The sequence below is a fragment of the Dokdonia sp. genome, assembly GCF_039945015.1.
Taxonomy (GTDB): domain Bacteria; phylum Bacteroidota; class Bacteroidia; order Flavobacteriales; family Flavobacteriaceae; genus Dokdonia.
Genome location: NZ_JBDUXP010000021.1, coordinates 1 through 22655, shown reverse-complemented (window position 1 = coordinate 22655; position 22655 = coordinate 1). Strand labels below are relative to the sequence as shown.

General features: G+C 34.0%; 13 protein-coding genes. 12 read left to right on the top strand and 1 reads right to left on the bottom strand.

The genetic code is table 11. The features are described from left to right. Positions 1-4: 4 nt before the first annotated feature. The 6 genes from ABJD27_RS16285 (at position 5) to ABJD27_RS16260 (ending at position 5706) form a co-directional block, all read left to right on the top strand. Positions 5-1750, top strand: a complete 1746-nt coding sequence (locus ABJD27_RS16285) for a tetratricopeptide repeat-containing sensor histidine kinase (protein WP_348173755.1) — start codon at positions 5-7, stop codon at positions 1748-1750. Further along, the gene (locus ABJD27_RS16280) at positions 1743-2492 is read left to right on the top strand and encodes a response regulator transcription factor (protein WP_348173757.1); all 750 of its coding nucleotides are present in this window, start codon (positions 1743-1745) and stop codon (positions 2490-2492) included. Before ABJD27_RS16285 ends, ABJD27_RS16280 begins: the two co-directional genes overlap by 8 nt. A 121-nt stretch (positions 2493-2613) precedes the next feature. Then, the gene (locus tag ABJD27_RS16275) at positions 2614-2865 is read left to right on the top strand and encodes a hypothetical protein (RefSeq protein ID WP_348173758.1); all 252 of its coding nucleotides are present in this window, start codon (positions 2614-2616) and stop codon (positions 2863-2865) included. 456 nt (positions 2866-3321) lie between these two features. Further along, entirely contained in the window at positions 3322-4065 is a 744-nt protein-coding gene (locus ABJD27_RS16270) for a hypothetical protein (protein ID WP_348173760.1), read from the top strand. Positions 4066-4077: 12 nt separating this feature from the next. Continuing rightward, complete coding sequence (locus ABJD27_RS16265; protein WP_348173762.1) at positions 4078-4842, top strand: hypothetical protein; 765 nt, start codon at positions 4078-4080, stop codon at positions 4840-4842. A 6-nt stretch (positions 4843-4848) separates the two neighbouring features. Next, entirely contained in the window at positions 4849-5706 is an 858-nt protein-coding gene (locus tag ABJD27_RS16260; protein ID WP_348173764.1) for a hypothetical protein, read from the top strand. 13 nt (positions 5707-5719) lie between these two features. Here the strand turns inward: ABJD27_RS16260 and holA are convergent, their stop codons facing one another. Beyond that, entirely contained in the window at positions 5720-6724 is a 1005-nt protein-coding gene (gene holA / locus ABJD27_RS16255) for a DNA polymerase III subunit delta (RefSeq protein ID WP_348173766.1), read from the bottom strand. 37 nt (positions 6725-6761) lie between these two features. Between holA and ABJD27_RS16250 the strand changes: the two genes are divergently transcribed. The 6 genes from ABJD27_RS16250 to ABJD27_RS16225 form a co-directional block, all read left to right on the top strand. Continuing rightward, on the top strand, positions 6762-7211 hold the full coding sequence (locus ABJD27_RS16250; RefSeq protein ID WP_348173768.1) for a type I restriction enzyme HsdR N-terminal domain-containing protein: 450 nt from the start codon (positions 6762-6764) through the stop codon (positions 7209-7211). Between the two features lie 46 nt (positions 7212-7257). Then, the gene (locus tag ABJD27_RS16245) at positions 7258-8259 is read left to right on the top strand and encodes a glycosyltransferase family 2 protein (protein ID WP_348173770.1); all 1002 of its coding nucleotides are present in this window, start codon (positions 7258-7260) and stop codon (positions 8257-8259) included. Between the two features lie 80 nt (positions 8260-8339). Next, on the top strand, positions 8340-9203 hold the full coding sequence (locus ABJD27_RS16240) for an OmpA family protein (RefSeq protein ID WP_348173772.1): 864 nt from the start codon (positions 8340-8342) through the stop codon (positions 9201-9203). Positions 9204-9553: 350 nt separating this feature from the next. Beyond that, the gene (locus ABJD27_RS16235; RefSeq protein ID WP_348173774.1) at positions 9554-14527 is read left to right on the top strand and encodes a M14 family zinc carboxypeptidase; all 4974 of its coding nucleotides are present in this window, start codon (positions 9554-9556) and stop codon (positions 14525-14527) included. 7 nt (positions 14528-14534) lie between these two features. Beyond that, positions 14535-14741, top strand: a complete 207-nt coding sequence (locus tag ABJD27_RS16230; RefSeq protein ID WP_348173776.1) for a hypothetical protein — start codon at positions 14535-14537, stop codon at positions 14739-14741. A 271-nt stretch (positions 14742-15012) separates the two neighbouring features. Continuing rightward, a partial coding sequence (locus tag ABJD27_RS16225; RefSeq protein ID WP_348202069.1) for a choice-of-anchor D domain-containing protein occupies positions 15013-22655 on the top strand: 7643 nt, incomplete at its 3' end.

The following is a 22655-nucleotide window of genomic DNA, read 5'->3' as shown; positions in this document are numbered from 1 at the left end:
GTATATGAATGGTAAACGTAACATAATATTTCTTTCTATTCTCCTAACCATTCCTCTAGTACTTTTTTCTCAACAAATAATTGAAACGACTCCATTTGATTTAGAATTAAAAAATAAAAGTTCCAAATATACTCATGAAGTGCATTTTTATAAAGCACAAACTTTTTTCTTTGAGAGAACTTGGGATTCTACATTAGTGTACACCATGAAGCAACTCAGTTCTTCTAAAAACAATACAGAACTCATTGATTATTGTCATTTTTTAAGAGGTTTTAGTTTTAAATATAAAAAACTATTTAAGGAAGCCGAAAAAGAGTTTTCTAATGTTTCATCAAACTTTGAATTTTCCCCTCATATAAAAATGATTTTAGGAGAAATTGCGTTGGAGCAACAGGATTTCCAAAAGGCTATTCATTATTTTAAACAAATAGAAACATACACCACAGACCAGCTCTTAGGTCTTGAAAAGAGTAATATAGATCATAATTTAGGGATCTGTTATTTACATCTTGAGCAGTATGGTCTAGCCGAAACATACCTTCTTGAAAGTGTGACACTATACGAACAACAAAAAGACACCATTGAATTAATAAGAGCGTATGGCAATATTGCCAATTTATACTATAATCAATATAAAGACAAACAAGCGATTCCATATTTTGAAACAGCCTATCAACTGTCTGAAAAAACAAAACACTACAACTCAAAAATGAACGCTACATACAATATGTATATCGTCGAAAAAAATCGTAACAATCCAGATGCTGCATATTCATATATAGAAAAATATGATGTATTAAAAGATACATTTAATGATCAAAATCAAGTATGGAAGTTAGCAAAACAAGAAGAAAAGTTTGCTGTACAACAAAAACAAAAAGAGGTTAGTCTATTAGAAGCAGAAAATAAGGTAAAAGAAGCTCAAAAAGACGGCCTTTTGTATTCGGCTATTATATTGTTAATATTGTTAGGAACGAGTTTCTACTTTTATAGAGAAAAAGTAAGAACCAATAAAGTGATCGTCACACAAAAAGAAAATTTAAACGAATTAAATGCAACTAAAGACAAATTATTCTCTATTGTAAGTCACGATTTACGTTCTTCTGTACAAGCTTTAAAAACAAGTAACAAAACGCTATCAAATACCCTAGAAGCAAAGGATTTTGACAAAGTAAACACCTTATTACAGACCAATAGTGGGATTGTAAACGGAGCCTATAACCTATTAGACAATTTATTAAACTGGGCACTATTACAAACTAAACAATCCTACTTTGAAATAGCACCTCAACGACTGTCATTTATTGTCGAGCATGTTGCTCATAATTACCAGGCATTATTTCTTGAAAAGAATATTCATTTTGAAAATACCATCTCAAAAAATGATAAAGTCTTTGCAGATCAAGAATCTTTAAAAATTATTTTACGGAATATCTTAGATAATGCAATAAAGTTTTCTAGTACAAATGGAAGTATTAAGGTCTATACACAACATACTCAAGAAGGCTATTGTGACTTGATTATAGAAGATACTGGAATGGGGATGAGTGAAGCAACAAGACAAAATCTTCTTCAAGAGAATATCGTTACTTCAGAAAAGGAGCATAAAGATATTATAGGATCTGGATTAGGGTTACAATTATGCAAATCAATGATTCAAAAAAACAATGGCAAATTCTTTATAGAGAGTGTATTAGGAAAAGGCACAAAAATGATTGTATCTTTATCTGAAACTCCATCGCATGGATAATATCAATGTACTCATTATAGAAGATACCCCATCAGAAAGTGAACAATTAATAACAACTCTCCAAGAAAATAATTACACAGTAGCGGGACTAGCTACAAACCTAAAAGAGGCTTTATCATTATTCTATAATTCTCAAAAGATTGATATTGTTATCATAGACATTTTCTTAAACGGCGTTCCTGATGGTATCGCTTTCGCGGAAGCAATAAATACAGCACCCAATGCATCAAAACCTTTTGTGTTTCTAACGAGCTCTACAGATCGTCAGATATTTCAAAGAGCCAAACTAACTCAGCCTTTTAGCTATTTAATGAAGCCTTTTAACGAGCTAGAAATCTTATATGCGATAGAAATGGCTGTCGAAAAATTCTATGAACAACAAGATGTTTTTTTAAGTGAAGAAGAAAATACAATTATAAGCTCAGAATACTTATTTATTAAGAAAGGGAAATCATTAAAAAAAGTACAAATTGCCGATATCATTTATATCGAAGTAGAGGAAAAATATTGCAACATTATTACAGAAAAAGAGAAATTTGTCATTCTTATATCGCTTACAAAAATCTTAAAATTACTAGACCCAACTATTTTTTGCAGAACCCATAGAAACTATATCGCTAATCTTAAGAAAATAGAAGAAATCATCCCATCGGATAATCTCATTTTATTATCTGGAAATCACAAAGTAACCCTTAGTGATACCTATAAAGACATTATAAAAAGAGTACGTACTTTAAAGTAATCAAGATCTTATACTTCTATTCTACTTATTATATCATTTTTATAACTTCTATCATCTCGTATAACTATTAATAGTACTATTTTTATAATAATTCTATATAGTGTCTTTTAAAATATTTTTTATGCAATTTGAATTTCCCAAAACCATTATCGAGATTAGTTCGGCTATTCTTATTCTTGTCGCCTTTGAATTAATGAATCGTAAAAGTATAAAAGGGTTTTCTACCATGGCAGTAGGTCAAATACTAGCAGCCATGGTTTGTATCATGACATCGCTATGGTTTCTAGCTATTATGCACAGTATTAATTTCTTATTAATGGTACGAGGGTATAGAAAATGGAAATCACAGAAGAAAGAAGAACAAACTCTCTAATCATATTAGTTAATTTAGTAATAATTATACTACATTGTATACTAAAGATTAATTCTATTTTTGATTATATATCAAGCTTTATATTATAAATTCTCTTTTTTAATCATATATTAATTGGTCTCATTCCTCTATGAGAAATTCAATTAATATTAGTTATAAACTATCAATAGTTGAATAAAACAATTCTTCAATTTTTATAGTAAATTTTAAAATTATTTTTTCTATAAACATCTCATAAACAGCATTTTAAATAATTACCATAATACTAATATTAATTAATTATTTTTATTATAACTCTTCAAGTTTTTATTTCAAAAATGCTTCTTTTCAATATTGTTTATACGAAAAAACCATAAATTACAAGTGAATTATTTTATTGATTATTAAATAATTGGAATACTTTTTTTATTAAATTTATAGTTATTCCCCCTTGCCCCTATCGTAAAACACTTAAAAATGAAAACACTATTTTTTCTTTTAGTGTGTGGTAGTGTATTTTCTCAGCAAGGAAATATAGGCATAGGGACTACCGTACCGCAACAAAAACTGCATATTGCATCTTCTTCTGGAACAATACGTATTGATGGATTAAATTCTATAAACAATAGCTTCAATGAAGGAGATACTAATGGAGACTTAGACCTTTCTAATGATATTTTTCCTTTATATGTAAATAATACAGGAACATTTGATTTATCATTTACTCCTTTTCATATTAGTGAAGAAGCAGATGAGCTAGATGATACTACATTAACTACAAATACTATTTTATTACTTGATACTGATACAGATGGTATAGAGTCAACTGAGATTACCTCTTATTCTATTACTGTTCTTAGAGCAACTATTTTAGAAGTAAAGTATAACATAAGTTTTGCAATATACAACGACACATCGAAAGCAATTATTTCAGATAATTTAGCTAGAAGAGTAAATACTTATTTTACTATAACTGGACAAACTCGAATTTATGGATCTGCTACAAAAAATTATAGTAGTGGATCTATAAATAGTAGTCCTGGTATATTATATACTAATTGCACAGCCTATATCTCCCTTCCAGCTGCAGGAACGTATGACCTAAAATTAATAGGAGCTGTCTCTTCAGATACTAAAGGAAATGGAGGTGGTCCAATTTCTCAAAATACATATGTAGAGTTTGCCATTGGAAATGATTCTTTATTTTTAAAACTGCATTAAAAATTAATAATTATGAAAAAAGGAATCTCTTTATTTTTAATGTTAGTATGTCTAAATGCATTTTGTCAAGTAGGTATAGGAACTACAAATCCTCAAGAAACTTTACATATAGCTGGCACAAATAGTACTATAAGAATAGAAAGTCTTAGTACTACAAATAATTCATTTAATAGTGGAAATCGTTTATCGCCAGTTTATATAAATGGCCTAGGAAATCTTGTCTTAGGGCCTACCGGTACAACTGGACCTATAGAGCCATTAAACTTTCTAATTGATGTTCCAAATTTTATTCCAGATGACCCTTATACATTAGGGCTTAATACTGGAACAGCTATAAATAATGATAATTTAGGAACTAGTTATGCAGAAGGACAAGTTACTTCTGTATCGATAAATGTTCCTAGAAATGCTATTATTGAAATAAAATATGGTGTTACTTTACTTATCTCTGGAACTGATCTTTCTACTGGTGCTATCACTTATCCTACATTTACAGAAGCTGTAACTATTGGAAGTTTCTTTATAGTAGATATAGATAGTGATGGGTTAAACACAACAGAATTATCCAAACAATATGGGCAAATAGCGCAATATTTTGAAACTAGTAATGGAGGTATTATTGGATACCCATATATGAATGGTCAAGGATACTTAACACTTCCTGCTGGTACTCACCAAATATATTTTTATGGCACTGTAACAGATAATGCGACGAGTTATACTAGTGTTGGATTTGGAGGAGCTACTGATTATTTAAAAATAAGAGTTTATAATTAAATACATATGAAAACACTATTACTTTTTTTTGCAGGAATTATGTTCTCTATATATACAACTGCACAAGTTGGTATTAATACTACAAACCCGGAAGAAGAATTACATATTTCTGGTGTTAACACAAACATATTAATAGAAGGGTTATCAATAACTAATAATATAAATAATTTAGGAGTCGGTAAAACAACTAAAGTTTATGTAGATACCAATGGAGATTTAGTTTTAGGTACGGCTACGCAAAAACTTGAAATGCTAGTTGATTCTGAAAATTACCTAAATGATGTAGAAAATCCGACAAATCTTATTAATCAAACAGGAAATGCATTTGGATATGATCTCGCAGGGGTTCCATCAGATCTAACGGCTGCTCAGTTTACATTAACAGGTGATGCTATTGTAGAAATTAATTACTCGTTATCATGGTCTGTATACGATGCAACCTCAAATCCTACAAAAAGACTTGATGATACTAGAGCAAGAGTTATACAAACTGGAGTATATTTTAGATTAGTAACAGATCCTTCAGATCCGCTTTCTGGAGTAGCTGTGGTTAATGATCTTGATGGTAACCCAATAAATGGAGGCCCTTGGTGTATTGATGTAAATGCCTCAGGGACTGTATGCCAAGAAACAGGAGGACTTCTAGCAATCAATGGACAGTTTTATAATAATGCAGATAATACAAATGGAGCTTATCAAAATTTTCAGAATACTGGATCCGATTATGTTAAGTTAGGTCCGGGTACTTATATTGCTTTATTTGCGGGTCAAATGGCAGTAGGTACTACTAATGGTGCTGGCGCTGCAAAGCTATTTTTAGGTTCTGGAGAAGATGACTTACAGATTATTGCACATTATTACTAAAAACACATAAATACTATCCCATAATCTTTACTAGTAATTCTTTGAGTAAATCTGGTGTTGCAAAAGCACTGGCACCTACTCCTTTACTTTTTACATCTGCTTCACGTAATAAAGCAATGGCAGCACTTACACGCTTCATAGGATAATGACGTGCAGCTGTCGTATACTCTCCAGCAAAGTAAGGATTTATACCTAAGGCTTTGGCTACAGTACCTTTATCCTTTTGAGGTAATCCATGGTATTTTAAAAGATTAGAGAAAAAACCAAATAAAGAAGATATGGTAAGTACTAATGGATTATCCTTAGGGTTTTGAGTAAAGTATAAACTAATACGTTGTGCTTTTACAATATCACGCTCCCCTACCGCCTTACGCAATTCAAAATTATTGAAGTCTTTACTAATTCCTATATTTTCTTCAATAGCTTCTGGAGTGATCTCACTTCCTTTAGGAAGAATAAGCATCAATTTATTAATCTCATTACGAACCTTACTGAGGTCGGTCCCTAAGTATTCTACTAGGATATGTGCTGCTTTAGGATTGATTTTATAACCTTCTTTTGCGAGAACATCTCGCAACCACTCTCCTACTTGATTCTCATATAATTTTTTACTTTCATAATGAATACCACTTTTCTTAAGTGCTTTTGCCAGTCCCTTTCTTTTATCAAGTTTCTTATACTTGTAACAAACGACAAGCACTGTAGAAGGTTGTGGATTTTCTACATAGGAAGCTAGTTTATCAATAGTACGAGAAAGCTCTTGTGCTTCCTTTACAATTACTACTTGACGATCTGCCATCATAGGATATCGTTTTGCATTCCCTACAATATCATCTATCGTCACATCACGTCCATACAATATCATCTGGTTAAACCCTTTTTCGGATTCTTCTAATACATTGGCTTCTATATAATCGGCAATCAAGTCTATAAAATAAGGTTCTTCCCCACTTAAAAAGTAAATAGGCTGTATCTCTCCTTTTTGAAGATCTGATAGTATTTTTTTTGCGTTTTGCACTAGTGGATTTTTGCTCTAGAAATAGTAATTTGCACGCATGCAAGCATTAGAATTTCCAGCATATGACTTTCGACTCAAAAATAGCGAAAACAAACCGTATATTTTTGACCCGATTCGTAAAAAATTTGTACATCTTACTCCGGAAGAATGGGTACGGCAACATGTATTACTATTTCTTATTCAAACAAAGGGGTATCCTGCAAGCTTGATTAATGTAGAAAAAGAAATTAAAATTTATAATACTAAAAAACGATATGATATTGTCGTTTTCAATTCCGATGGGGGTATTTTCTTGGTTGTCGAGTGTAAAAGACCAACCGTAAAAATCACACAAACCACGTTTGATCAGATTGCTCGTTATAATTTACAGTTAAAAGGAGAATTATTAATGGTTACTAATGGCCTTACGCATTACTATTGTGTAATGGATCTTGAGAAAGAACGCTACCAGTTTTTAAGAGAATTACCTAAATATATTATAAAATGATGTATTGTATGCTTTCGCGAAAGCGTAAAACCCTTTTATTTGCAAAGTGAATATAGCAATTGTCATACTTAATTGGAACGGACGTGAATTACTAGAGCGTTTTTTAGGAAGTGTTGTAGAACATAGTGCACATCTGGCGACTATTTATGTAGCAGATAATGCCTCTACAGATACTTCTGTAACTTATTGTAAAGAACAGTTTCCTGACAGAGTTACTATTATTCAGAATACGGAAAATGGTGGTTATGCCAAAGGGTATAATGATGCGTTACGTCATGTAGATGCAGATGTATATGTACTACTTAATAGTGATGTACAGGTAGAAAAAGGATGGCTAGAACCTATGATTTCTGTTTTTGAAACTTCACCTACCATAGCGGCGGCGCAACCTAAGATTAAAGATCTAAAACGTCCAACTTATTTTGAATACGCAGGTGCAGCCGGTGGATATATAGATGCGCTTGGATATCCATATTGTAGAGGACGTATTTTTGACGCTTGTGAAGAAGATACTGGGCAGTATAATGATACAGTTGATGTACAATGGGCAAGTGGAGCATGCCTTTTTATCCGATCTGAGCGCTATTGGGAAGTAGATGGCCTGGACGAAGACTTCTTTGCACATCAAGAAGAAATAGATTTATGTTGGCGCATAAAAAATAAAGGACACCGTATTGTTGCTGTAGGTGATAGTGAAGTCTTTCATTTAGGTGGTGCAACACTTGCGGCTGCAAATCCAAAGAAAACGTTTTATAATTTTAGAAACACTTTGTTTGCGCTTGTAAAAAATAGTGCAGGGTCAAAATACATACTGCGTATCTTATATCGTCTTGTTCTAGATGGTATTGCTGGGGTCAAATTCTTATTAGAAGGGAAACCCAAACATGTATGGGCTATCATAAAAGCGCACTTTAGTTTTTATGGCCATTTTCCTAGCTTACTTAAAAAGAGAAACACGTTACAACAGAGTGATGATTATTATCAAATAAGAGCTATCGTTTTTCATTATTTCATAAAAAAGAAGAAGACATACCGCGATATTTTATAAAAACGATAAAAAACTGTTAATCGCTATTTTAACATTTTCGTTTTTGGTATTTTTGAATATAATTTGAAATAGTCCAGAATATGAAACATATAGTATTAGCAAGTTGTGCGTGTTTATTATTACTCGCATCTTGTGTCTCAAAAAAAGAATATGCCGCTCTTGAGGCAAGACAACAAGAAACACAGGATTTATTAAACTCTGCTACCGTAAAGCTGAATTCTTGTTTAGAAGATAAAGCGAGTGCAACAACACGTGTTGCTTCTCTTGAAGAACGCCTTGCCGAATTAAGAAGAGATAAAGATGAACTTATCCAAAGTTCAAAAGATTTAACAATGCTTACGCAACAAGGAGCAACAAATCTTGAGAAGTCTTTGGAGAGTCTTAAAGAAAAAGATTTAAAAATCAATAGACTTCAAGATGCACTTACCAAAAAGGATAGTGTAACCCTAGCATTAGTAACTAGCCTTAAGAAAGAAGTAGGTCTAGATGATCAAGATATTGAGATCAATGTTGAGAAAGGTGTTGTATTTATATCACTTTCTGATAAAGTACTCTTTAAAACAGGAAGTTATAAAATCACAAACAGAGCCAAAGAGATTCTTGGTAAAGTAGCAACTGTTATTAACGGTAAGCCAGATTTTGAAGCGCTTGTAGAAGGTCATACGGATAATGTACCTTATAAGAGTGGTGTATTACTTGACAATTGGGATTTAAGTGCAAAACGAGCTACGGCTATTGTACGTGCCCTTGTTGAACTTGGAGCAAACCCTGCACAATTAATTGCAGCAGGTAGAAGTGAGTTTGTACCATTGGTACCTAATGATACTGCAGAAAACAAATCGACTAATAGAAGAACAAAAATTTATGTACTTCCAAAAATCGATCAATTCTATACGATGATAGAAGAAGAAATGAAAAACTTAGAAACCGAAGGAGGCGAATAAGAATTCTTTAAAATATGCATACTTTAAAAGCGGCTACCAAATGGTAGCCGCTTTTTTGTGGAATACAGTTTCATATCTCTAGAAAAGACAATGGCGATCCCTCTTAAAATAATATGTTATAGTATCATATTCCTATTTTAATCTCGTGTTAAAGCCTTCTGTGAATTTTCTCAATAATACCTCATTTTATCGTTAAAATACACAAAAATCAAGTTTAAATGCAAATTTTAACATTTATACCCCTATTAGTTTCTAAATTTTATCTAGATTAGCGCAACCCAAAATCATAATACTAATATATAGTAACCTCAACTTACTACTTTGACAAATAATAACTACCTACTTAAACTATGAAAAAAACTACTCTAAGACGCGCGACTCTTGTTTGTGCGTTATCGTTATGTGCTATTACCGGTCTTTTTGCACAAAATGAGCATGATCATGGCAACCATGATGAATTCTCTGGTAAGCGCATTTTATTGAAGAACCCAACAAAAGATCAATTAGTGAATGTTGCCGAGCTTGGTTTAGACCTCCATTGTGGAGCAAAGCCAATTGGTAATGATTTAAGATTAGATGTTTATGGAAATGCTTTAGAAGAAATAAGCGCATTAGGTCTTAATTATGAAATAGTAGAAGAAGATCTTTCTACCTTCTATGCTAGAAGAGGTCAAGAAAGATTACCGTTAGCTATACAACAGTTAGAAGCATTAAAAGTAAACTCGCAAGGACAGAATAGATCTTTTAGTGAATTAGAAGCAAGTATTGATAACCCTATTCAGTATGATGAGTGTGCTGAATTTAACTGGGTCCCTCAAAATTTCCAATTAGGGTCTATGGGAGGATGTCTTACGGTTGATGAGGCGTTAGCCGAGTTAGATAGAATGAAATTATTATTTCCAGACCTTATATCTACAAAAGCATCTGCTTCTGCTGGAGGAATGCAAACAAATGGAAATACAACAGGAAGTGGTACAACTTCTTCTGGTATTCCTATAGATTTTGATCCTCAAGATATTTTTTATGTGAGAATTTCTGATAATCCAGAAACAGATGAAGCAAATGAACCTGAATCTTTAATTACTGGAATGATACATGCGCGTGAGGCAAGTAGTCTTATGAACATTATTTATTATATGTGGTATATATTAGAAAATTATGATCAAGATCCTGTCATTAAAAATATGATTGATAATCAGGAACTTTATTTTGTTCCTATTATTAATCCTGATGGTTTAAGGTGGAACGAAATTGTTCAAGATGGAAATTCTGGAGGTGGACAACGTAAAAATTTACGCGACGGAGTAAATGATAATGGAAGTGTAAGTAATGGAAATGTTTTAAGAGGTATTGATTTAAATAGAAACTCTGATTACTATTGGGGATTTGATGAAGTAGGATCTAGTAGCTTAACAAATAGAGACACATATAGAGGAGACTCCCCTGGTTCTGAAAATGAGATTATGATTATGCAAGAATTTGTAGATGATCATTCATTTGAAACCGCAATCAATCATCATGCGGGATTAAACTCGATTGTTACAACTTCTTATAATGGAGATCCAAGTGCATCATCAGGAAGAGAAGATGAGTTTCAAAATCTTATGCAAAATGTAACACGTTACAATAGATATGTACACGGTTCTGCCCCTAATACATTAACAAATGCCAATGGTGATATTAATGATTGGATGTTTGGAGGTCCCGTAGTAAATTACAATCCAATAGGCCCACTTACAAGTAATCCATCTACAGGTTCAGGACAAGGAATTATAACATTTAGCCCTGAAAACGGAGATGAGTTTTGGCCAGATCCAACTGAATTTGTAACTATAGCTCAGAGAGCAGTACGTATTAACCTCATTACATCACTTACTGCGGGTCGTTTTGCAAAATTATACGATCATACTGAAAGTAATATTGATGCAATGAGTGGGCAATTAGATTTTGCTATTGAACATATAGGACAAACCTATGATAATGTTCCAAATAGGACTACTAATTTTACATTACAAGTAGAAGCTGTTTCTGATAACATTGTAATTACAACACCTAGTGCTACAGCATTAGATAACATGGATGTATTAGAACAACGTTCAGTAAGTGCTAGTTATACATTAGATGCAGGCATACAAGCCAATGACCCTATTCAATATAAGGTAACACTAAGCAATGATATTCATACTATCTATGAAGCAACTTTTATAAAATATTATTCCCCAACTGTCATTATAACTGCAGACGGTATTTCAAACTGGAGCACAACAAGTTGGTCTGAGACTACAGATGGCTTTAATGGAAGTACAAATGCCATTACATCTACAGCCACATCATATGGAAATAGTAATGAAACTTTTGTTACACTTACAAACCCAATTAATCTAAGTAGCGTTAGTTCTGCTGTTATTCATTATAATGCTGTATGGGATATCGAACGTAATTTTGATCTTGCACAATTGGAAGCCAGTACAGATGGAGGTACCACTTGGGTTGCCCTATGTGGAAGACATACACGACCTGCAGCAACAAGAGCTACAAGTTTTCACTTAACAAAGTCAAGTGATGAAGAAAACTTCCAATCACTAAATGGTGCTCACATTTATGATGGAGATATGTATGTAGATACTACAGATGACAGTGTTGATAATCCTACTGCAAAATGGGTATTAGAAGAAGTGTTTATAGATGCTACAAATAATCCAAGTATTACGGGCAATAGTAGTGTACAGTTTAGATTTAAATTTGCTTCGGACACTTCTAATAGACAAGATGGTTATAATGTAGAGTTTAGAGGTTTTAAATTTGATAATTTTGAAATTGTCAATACTAGTATTGATGATAGAACTTGTATAAATGGAGCCATTGATACATTCCCATACAGAGAAAGTTTTGAAAATGGAACGGGTACTTTCTTCCAAGCTGGTGGTGATGATGGAGATTGGACAATAAATCTTGCTACACAAGGAACTCCTTCTGGTTCTACAGGGCCACCAAGTGGTGTACAATCTATACACGAACAAAATTACGTATATACAGAAGCCTCTACAGATGGTTTAGGCTTTGATGCAACTGTTATATTACAAAGTAATTGTATTGATTTTACAAGTGAGTATAATGACATCGACTTTGCCTTCAACTATCATAGGTTTGGATCTGATTTCGGGGTTAACAATGGAACTCTTGACGTACAAATAAGTGATGATCAAGGTGACACTTGGACTAATATTGTTCCACAAATTTCTGGCGCATCCGTAAACGCTTGGCAAGAAGTTACTGAAGATCTAACCGCTTTTTCTGGAAAAGTAGTCATTATACGATTTATAGCAGTAACTGGAGATGGATTTAGAAGTGATTTAGCACTTGACAACATTCGTATTACTGCTACTAAACAAGATTATATACATAGATTAGTTGGAGGTGTACCAACTTGGAGTCCAACAGATCCTAGTGGAGTGTCTGGAGTTAATGACGATATTCTTGTTTTATCTGGAAGTCCAACACTTACAGGAAATACAACTGCAAATGATATCTTAATTAATGAAGGTGCTACCTTAAATATAGGCTCAAATACATTAACTTCTACAGGAGATATTACTAATAATGGAACTTTATCAGCAAGTAACGCAACAATTATTGCTCAAGGTACATTTTCACAAACATTTTCAGGAAATGCATTTGAAACAGCTCAATTAACCGTAAATGCAGCTAGTACTTCATTAACATTGGATACCGATGTAGATATAAATCAATTATTAACGTTGTCTAATGGAGAATTAGTAACCAATGATAATCTCACATTATCAAGTAGTGCTACACAATCTGCTATGATAGATCAGATAACTTCTGGAACTATTACTGGTAATGTAACGATAGAACGTTTTGTTCCTGCAAGAAGAGCTTTCCGTTTTGTGACGAGTCCAGTAACGACGACCACTACAATACGTGAAAACTGGCAAGAAAATGGATCTTCCGATCCAGATTTTGGAACTCATATTACAGGATCTACTAGTGGTCAAAATGGATTTGACACTACACCTTCAGGAAATCCATCATTATTTACATATGACAATAGTGCAGTAACACCAGCCCTTACTCCTATAGATAATACAGATATGAATACACTTACTGCTGGTGATGCGTATCTTTTATTTGTACGTGGAGATCGTACGATAGATGTTACTTCTAATAGTGCTGTTCCTACAGATACAAGATTAAGAGCTAGCGGAGCTATTGTAACGGGTACATCTTCTATAACAGGTGGAGATTTAAATCATACAGCTGGAGGTTTTAACCTTGTAGGGAATCCATATCAAGCAACTGTAGATATGAATGATATTGTAGCAAATGCTACAAACGTAAACACAAACCAATATTATGTTTGGGATGCTACATTAGGAGCTCGTGGAGCATACGTAACCGTTCTCTTAACAGGAACAGGATCTACCAACGGTGCTGGATCAGAAGCAAACCACTTCTTCCAACCATGGCAATCTGCATTTGTTACTACAGCCGCAACTGTAGGAGATAACTCTACTACTGTTACTTTTAATGAAAGTGATAAAATGGTGGGAGAAGACACAAACATTTTCTTTACAGAAGAAAATCCGATCATAGATAACGCTCATATTATAGGGCAATTATTTAGAACAGAAGATTTTAATGCTGGAGGGAAACTACAAGACAACTTTGTTATCTTATTTTCTCCAGACTTTAGTAATGATATCACATTAACCGATGCAGCAAAATTCTTTAATATCGATGAGAATATGGCGGTTTCTAATGGAGATGATGTATTAAGTGTAGAGCGTAGAGCGCTACCAACAATAGATGAAGAGATTCAACTATTTAACAATGCATATAGAACCGATGCGTATACACTACGTGTACAGCAAGCGGGTCTTACTGATGTAACATCATACCTTGAAGATACATTTACTGGTGAGATTTATGAATTAGAAGAAGGTGATAACTTTATAGAATTTACGGTAGATACAGCTATTGAAGCTAGTATTGATAGTGAGCGATTCAAAATCATATTTGAACAAAGCGCACTTTCAACAGAAGATACTTTTATAGATGATATCTCAATGTTCCCTAACCCACTAGATGGAGATCAAGTTCAGATTACATCAACTTTATTACAAGGGCAAGAGGTTTCTATAAAGATTAATAACGTATTAGGCCAGATCATTTATAGTGAAGAACGTAGTTTTAATGGAAATACTCTTGAGATTTCTTCATTATCTACACTAACAAATGGAATGTACTTTGTAACTATTACTACAGAAACTGGTAGTATTACTAAACGCCTAATCAAAAAATAAAAGACTTATGAAAAATAAATATAATATTAAACGCCTTTGCTTTCTAGTATGTATCATAAGTACGCTTAGTATTGCGACAACTCAAGCACAAATCATATTTCCAGATGACGTAAATGATGAGTCGCCTGCTGCTCCTATAGACGGTTTTATAGGCTTAGGTATTGCAGCTGGAGCATACTTTGGAATCCGTAAGAAGATGGCTAGTAAAAAATAGATTATATAACGAATCTATCAAACTTAATAAAAAGGGAGTTCATAATGGATTCCCTTTTTTTACGCTTTCGCGAAAGCGTAAACCACAAAACCTCCAAAACACATTAACTATTCTTCATTAACATCTCCAAAACATCGATGAAATACACAAATCATAGGCAAAAAACACAATTTTAACATTTTTTCTATTGTAGGATTAAGAAATTTAGTAAATTAGCAGTCCCAATATCACTATAAAGTTCCCAAAACTTTATAGTAGCAAAACCTACAAAATGAAAAAAATTACTTTCAATAGTACTTTATGTGCTTTTTGTGTTTTAATCACGTTATTTCTAATTCAACCTGTTTTTTCGACAACATCTATTACAGATACCCCAAATTCTATCGACGATGATGCTTTTGTGTGTACTGGATTTGTCATAAATGCATTTCCATATACAGAAAGCTTTGAAGCCGGTTTAGGAAATTGGACCCAAGACGCTGGAGATGGCGGAGATTGGACTAGACGCTCTGGTTTTACACCTACTGGAGCTGGTGGTTTTGGAACTGGCCCAAGTCAAGCTAGTAATGGAACGTTCTATTATTATACAGAATCTTCTACAGGAACAAACCCAGGACCAAATGCTACCACTATTTTAACAAGTCCATGTCTTGACCTTACAGGAGAGACACAAGCTTTCTTTTCTTTTGATTACCATATGTATGGTTCTTCTATGGGTACTCTTAATGTAGAAGTAAGTAATGATTCAGGAGGAATTTGGACTAATATCTTTACAAGAACTGCACAACAACAAAATGCAGAAACAAGTCCGTGGCGTAAAGAAGTAATAGATCTTAGTGCATTTGCAGGACAAACTATTAATGTGCGTATGAGTGGTACAACAGGTGTTGTTGCTGCTCGTAGTGATATGGCCATAGATAATATAGTCGTTACTAATGAACCTCAATATTGTGGATCTGCTGCTATTTACAATCCTTCTTGTATTAGAAGAGTTGCTTTAAACAGTATTGATAACAATACACCTTTAGAAACTATAAGTTATTCTGATTTTACAGCAATTTCAACAGATTTAACTATAGGAGATAGTCATAATTTAACAGTACAAATAAATACAAATGGTGGTTTTACATTCTTTGGATATGCATGGATCGATTGGAATCAAGATTATATATTTGATGATGCTACCGAGCGATATGACTTAGGAACAGTTGCTAATACTACAAATGGAGCTTTTGTAAATGGTGGAAATTCTTTTATAAATTTTACAGTTCCTGCAGGAGCTGCACTTGGGCAGACTAGAATGCGTGTTTCTAGTAGATTTAATGGATACCCTACTAGTTCTTGTGATGAAGATAATAACTTTTTTGGAGAGGTAGAAGATTATACTATTAATGTACTAGCATCTACAGCTACTGGACCTGAAATGAATGTTGTTGGGTTAGGTAGTACAATACCAGATGGGGATATCACACCAAGTACAACAGATGATACTGATTTTGGAACAGTAAATACTGGTGGGTCTGACGTACATACATTTACAATAGCAAATACAGGTACGACTACATTATCATTAACAGATGCATCTCCGTATGCTATTATAAGTGGTTCTCCATATTTTTCTGTAACATCAATACCAAGTAACTCTATAAATGCTGGAAACAGTACAACATTTCAAGTTACGTTTGATGCTTCAGTTGTAGGAACACATACAGCGACAGTAACGATTGCAAATGATGATGTTGATGAAAATCCATATACATTTACTCTTACCGGAGTTACAGCAGATCCTTCTTATTGTGCCTCTTCTGGAAATGCTACTTTTCAAGACGTGATAAGACGTGTAAATTTTAATACTATAGATAATAATACGCCTATTGAGAATAATGCTTACAGTGATTTTACGGCAATATCTACAAATGTTACATTAGGTACTACTCACAATCTTACTGTTCAAATAAATACAGATGGAGCTTTTACATATGAAGTTGGTGTTTGGATTGACTGGAATCAAGATTTTGATTTTGATGATACAGGAGAGTTTTTTAATTTGGGTACCGAAAATGGTGTTACAAATGGAGCTACAAGTAACTCACCACTTGCTATTACAATACCATTAACGGCCACTGTAGGATCTACTAGAATGCGTGTAGCATCTCAAAATGGAAGTACATTAGATCCTTGTGGGGTAGGTTTCTTTGGAGAGGTAGAAGATTATACACTTAATATCATCTCTCTTGTACCTCAACCAGAAATGGATATTACGGGTCTAGGCACTTCTATCCCTGATGGAGATATCACACCAAATACATTAGACGATACTGATTTTGGAAGTGTTGTTGTCGGGAATAACAATCCAAATACTTTTACGATAGAAAACACGGGTAATTTAGATCTTAATCTTACAGGAGCTTCTCCTTATGTTGTAATTTCTGGAGCAAATGCTGCTGAGTTTTCTGTAACCACAATCCCTGCAAATACAATTGCAAGTGGCAATACGACTACGTTTGCAATTACATATACACCAACTGTAGGGGGAACACATAATGCAACTGTATCTATTGCAAATGATGATAGTGATGAAAATCCATATACATTTGATATTACTGGATCTGGTGTAGGACCAGAACCAGAAATATCACTTACAGGTATGGGTAATAATATTTTAGATGGAGATATTACTCCTACGACAGTAGACGGAACAGATTTTGGTTTTTTATTACCTGGAAGTTCTATTTTTAGTGATTTTATCATAAGTAATTCTGGAACTGCCAATCTATTATTAACAGACCCATCTCCATATCTAACGATAACAGGTGCTGGTGCTACACAATTTACATTAACAACAATTCCATCTATTTCATCAATACCAACCAGTGGTGGCTCTACTACGTTTAGAATTACGTATAACCCTGCAGCTGTAGGAACTCATAATGCAACAGTAACTATTCCAAATAATGATAATAATGAGAACCCATATACCTTTGACATTCTAGGACAAGCATCTGCTGCTCTTATTCCAGAAATAGACATTACGGGGCTTACAAATGCTATTGTTGATGGAGATGTAACTCCTTCTACTACAGACGGAACAAGTTTTGGAACTATAGACGTAGGTACTACAAACATCAATGATTTTGTCATAACAAATAGTGGTTCAGGATTACTTACTCTAACAGGAGCTTCTCCTTATGTTACTATTACTGGGACAGACGCAGCACAGTTTTCTATAACATCTATACCTGATAATACAATTAATGCTAGTGCGAATACTACATTTCAAATAAGCTATGCACCTTCTGCCGCAGGAACGCACAATGCGACTATTACTATTGTTAATGATGATAGTAATGAAGGTATATATACATTTGATATACAGGGAATTGCTATTATAAATACAGATCCAACATTCACGGTATATTATGAAAATTTTGATACTGATGATGGTAACTGGACAGCTTCAAATCCAGGTGGAAATAGTGTATGGACCTATGGTACTAATGCAGTAGAAACGGGTACAGAAGGTAATTACTGGTACACTAATAATTATAATGATTATGCTAATAATTCTAATACTGTAGTAACAAGTCCTATTATTGACCTTACTAATTATAATAACCTTAAAGTTCAGATAGATATACGTCATGATACCTCTCTTGATACAAATGATGGTTTTAATATGGAATATTCTACTAATGGTGGAACTTCTTGGACAATACTAGGAGCTTACTCGGCTACCCCAGTAGATTTCTGGTATAATACAGATAATGTAAGTGCTCTTGGATCTGGTGTAGATGGTTGGGCAGGACTTAATTCTGACACAGGTTCTTCTGCTACACAATCATCATTTGTACTGGCGCAAATTAACTTACCAGCTACATTAGATAATAATTCTCAAGCACAATTTAGACTAACCTTTGCATCAAATGGTTCTACTACGGATGATGGTGTGAATTTTGATAATGTACTCATTTTAGGAGACCCAATTACGCCATTTGCAGATCCTGCTATTGGACCTGGAGATGTTACTTCTAACCTTAAATTATGGCTTAAGTCAAATGTAGGGATTATAGAAACAGATGGTAATGCGGTTACGACATGGGACGATGAGGCCTTTGATAATGATGCAAAAGCGGCAAACAACACAGCGCCTACCTATTATGATAATAGTACAGAAAATATTAATCATAACCCAGTATTAAATTTTGATACTACAAATGATACACAACTTAAAGGAAAAGGAGGACTCTTTACCGATGAGTATTGGATTGTTATGCAAGCAGATGGTAATATCAATAGTACTTCTTCATTAGAAGGTGTTCTATCTGGAAGAGTCACTCCAGAAGATTTTGCTGAAGATGGTACAGGTTTCTGGATCAATCCAGGATCAATCCGATTTAATGGAGTCGATAATATTGTAAGTCATATGATAGGCTCAACTCCTCAAAGTTTAGCTACGCTTTCTGATGAAAGTTATGGTAGAGCTTATACCAGTTCTACAGATAGTTATGATAACGAAGTTATTATCTTTAATGTAAAATATGACCCTATATTAGATCAATCTGAAATTTACAAGAATGGTATTCGTATAGATAATTATGCTGGACGTACCTTCAATCAAACGACAGGTGTGTCTGATGGAGACCTTCCTTATGGTACTGTAGACAACTCTATATATGTATTAGGAGTAGGACGTATCACAATTACTGGAACTCCATTTGACTCTCATTTTAATGGTAAAATTACTGAGGTTATTAGTTATGCCTCTCCAAATTCTATTACAGATCAATTAAAAATACAATCGTACTTAGCTATTAAAAATGGAATTACAAACCATGATATTAATAGTGCTACAGCTACTGATTTAGGAGATGAAAATTATGTAGATTCTGATAATAATGTAGTTTGGGATGTAATAACACATACTGGTTTTAACTATGATATTGCCGGTATAGGTAGAGATGATAATTCTGGATTGAATCAAAAACAGTCTACTAGTATTAACCCTGGGTCTATAGTGACTATGGGTCTTACAGATATTTACGATACAAATAATGATAATATCGCTTCTAATGCGAATACATTCTCAGATAAGAATTTCTTATTATGGGGGAATGATAATGATCCTCTAGCTGCCGCCGCTCCTATTGTAGTAGATATGAGTGCTGGTATTACTGGTCTTAACACTATAGTAGATTTTACATCTATAGAACGTACTTGGAAAGTTGTAGAAACTGGCACTGTAGGAAGCGTAAAGGTATCTGTACCTGAAGTTTCATTAGCCTCTACTCTATCACCTCCTGGAGATTACTTGATGTTTGTTTCTGACACACCTACCTTTAGTCCTACTTCTGAATATCGTATTATGAGTCTTAATGGTATAAACCTAGAAGCCGAATATGATTTTAATGGTGTAAAATATATCACTTTTGGTTATGCTCCAGAATATGTTTTCCAACGTTCTATCTCTTTTGATGGAATTCAAGACTACCTAGATGTAGGAGATGAAGATGACCTTGAGCTTGATGGTGCCTTTACGATCTCTGCTTGGATTAAAAGAATAGACAGAGACTATACAATCGTTTCAAAACGTGATGCAGCCTTTACAGAAGGATATGACGTTACTCTTTTACCTAACCAGAGAATAGAAATGTCTTGGATTAATGGGTCTGGGACTCAGGATATTCAATCTTTTACTCAAATTACTGAAGATGAATGGCACCAGTTTGCCTTTACTTATGATGGATCTTCTATTGCAAGAGTATATATAGATGGAGTATTAGATAATACAGTGCCTGGATTAAGTGCACCTGTAGGTACTTCTCAATCTTTTGTAGTAGCGGCTGCCGATGGTTTAAATCCAGCAGACTTCTATGAAGGGACAATAGATGAATTACGTGTATGGAACATTGCTCTTTCCCAAGATCAAGTTCGCTATATCATGAATCAAGAGATAGAAGAAAATCCAACGCTGAATACCGTAACTGGTAGAATTATACCAACGGGTATTTCTAAAGATGAATTTGTAGCAACAGATTGGGATGAAGTAGCAGCATACTTCCCTATGAACATCTATACGTTTACAAATGTAAAGGATGAATCTAATAACAATCTTATTGCTGCGATTAGAAACTTAGATACGGTAGATTTTCAAACAGCTCCTCTTCCATATGTATCTCAAGTAGATGGAGATTGGGCAGATCAAGCAACTTGGGAAAATGGAACTGGGTTTCAAGTACCTAATAGCCCATCTATTGTAGATAATACCGTAAACGTAGCGTGGAACATCGTACAGACAAGTCACAATGTAGATACATTTGCAAATAATACAGTACTTGCCTTAGAAGTTCAAGCCAATGAATTGTCTATAGAAAATGACAGTAAAATAGAAGTATCTCACTACCTTAAACTTGATGGCTTACTAGATCTTGTAGGTGAGTCTCAACTTGTACAAACAGAAAATAGTGATCTTGATGTAACAAGTACTGGTACTTTAGAAAGAGATCAACAAGGAACTTCTGACACCTATTCATATAATATCTGGTCAGCGCCTGTAAGTCTTGTTAATGGCACACAAATTAATGTGAGTTATTCTATAGGTAATGTAATGAATGATGGTACAGACCCTGACAACCCTGCAGTAATGAATTTTAGTGGAGGATTTAATGGTGCTCCTACAACTCCTATAACAGTTAGTTCTTATTGGATGTTTAAATATAGTAATGGCATTGAACAATTTCAATTCATAGGGCCATTTGGAAGTGTTGACGTAGGAGAAGGATATACGATGAAAGGTCCTGGTACTGGAGCTATTCTTGACCCTCAAAACTATGTGTTTGCTGGAAAACCAAATAACAGTACAGATTTACAAGATATCAATATTCCTGCTCTTGCAGACAGAGATTATATTGTAGGTAATCCATTCCCATCAGCATTAGATGCAGATGATTTTATAAATGACAACCCAATCCTTAATGGTACCCTATATTTTTGGGAACATTTTGGAGGAGGAAATCACATCACCAAAGACTACCAAGCTGGATATGCATTATATACACTTTCTGGAGGAACTCCTGCCGTAAGTCATCCAGATGTGGCTCAAATAGGTGGAGGAACTAAAACCCCTGGACGTTATATTGCTGTAGGACAAGGATTCTTTGTTGCTGCAGATAGTGATGGAGACATAAATTTTAGTAATACACAACGTAACTTTGTTAAAGAAACTGGTGATTCTATCTTCCTATTTGGAGAAGATATTGAACAGGGTGATCAACAAAGTGTTGCTCAAAATACGCAAGAAAATATACCAACAGAACAGCCAGATGATACCGCATTTGATGCGCCAGATATGCGTGAGAAATATAGAATAGGTTTTGACTCTCCTAGTCTATACCACAGACAACTTCTTCTTACTGTAGATGAGAATACAACTTTTGGTAATGATAGAGCATATGATGGAAAAATTGAATTTGGCCCTGAACAAGATATGACTTGGGATTTGGAAGACGAGAAGTTTGTAATCCTTGGAGTTCCAAATGTTACAGATGTAAGTCAGTTCCCTCTTGTAGTAATACTACCACAAGCTGGTCCTATTACCATTGGAATAGACGCTCTTGAAAATGTTGATACAGAAACAACAACAGTATACCTTAAAGATCGTGTTCAAGATACAGTAACAAATTTACTTGAAGGTGATTATGAAACTTCGCTTGAAGCTGGAGAACATTATAACCGTTACCTCATTGTGTTTAGAAAAGACAACAACAACGAAGAAACGGAAGAAGAGGAAGAAACAGAAGAAGAGGAAGAGGAGGAAGAAGATACTACTGGTGATTGGGAAGAGGAAGAAGAAGGAGAAACAAACGGTGACTGGGAAGAAGAGGAAGAGGAAGGCACTTTTGAAGAAGATGAACAAGA

What these genes read in the sequence shown, in the direction of transcription:
- ABJD27_RS16285 (WP_348173755.1), top strand. Translation starts at nt 5, where the DNA reads ATGAATGGTAAACGTAACATAATATTTCTTTCTATTCTCCTAACCATT.
- ABJD27_RS16280 (WP_348173757.1), top strand. Translation starts at nt 1,743, where the DNA reads ATGGATAATATCAATGTACTCATTATAGAAGATACCCCATCAGAAAGT.
- ABJD27_RS16275 (WP_348173758.1), top strand. Translation starts at nt 2,614, where the DNA reads ATGCAATTTGAATTTCCCAAAACCATTATCGAGATTAGTTCGGCTATT.
- ABJD27_RS16270 (WP_348173760.1), top strand. Translation starts at nt 3,322, where the DNA reads ATGAAAACACTATTTTTTCTTTTAGTGTGTGGTAGTGTATTTTCTCAG.
- ABJD27_RS16265 (WP_348173762.1), top strand. Translation starts at nt 4,078, where the DNA reads ATGAAAAAAGGAATCTCTTTATTTTTAATGTTAGTATGTCTAAATGCA.
- ABJD27_RS16260 (WP_348173764.1), top strand. Translation starts at nt 4,849, where the DNA reads ATGAAAACACTATTACTTTTTTTTGCAGGAATTATGTTCTCTATATAT.
- ABJD27_RS16250 (WP_348173768.1), top strand. Translation starts at nt 6,762, where the DNA reads ATGCAAGCATTAGAATTTCCAGCATATGACTTTCGACTCAAAAATAGC.
- ABJD27_RS16240 (WP_348173772.1), top strand. Translation starts at nt 8,340, where the DNA reads ATGAAACATATAGTATTAGCAAGTTGTGCGTGTTTATTATTACTCGCA.
- ABJD27_RS16235 (WP_348173774.1), top strand. Translation starts at nt 9,554, where the DNA reads ATGAAAAAAACTACTCTAAGACGCGCGACTCTTGTTTGTGCGTTATCG.
- ABJD27_RS16230 (WP_348173776.1), top strand. Translation starts at nt 14,535, where the DNA reads ATGAAAAATAAATATAATATTAAACGCCTTTGCTTTCTAGTATGTATC.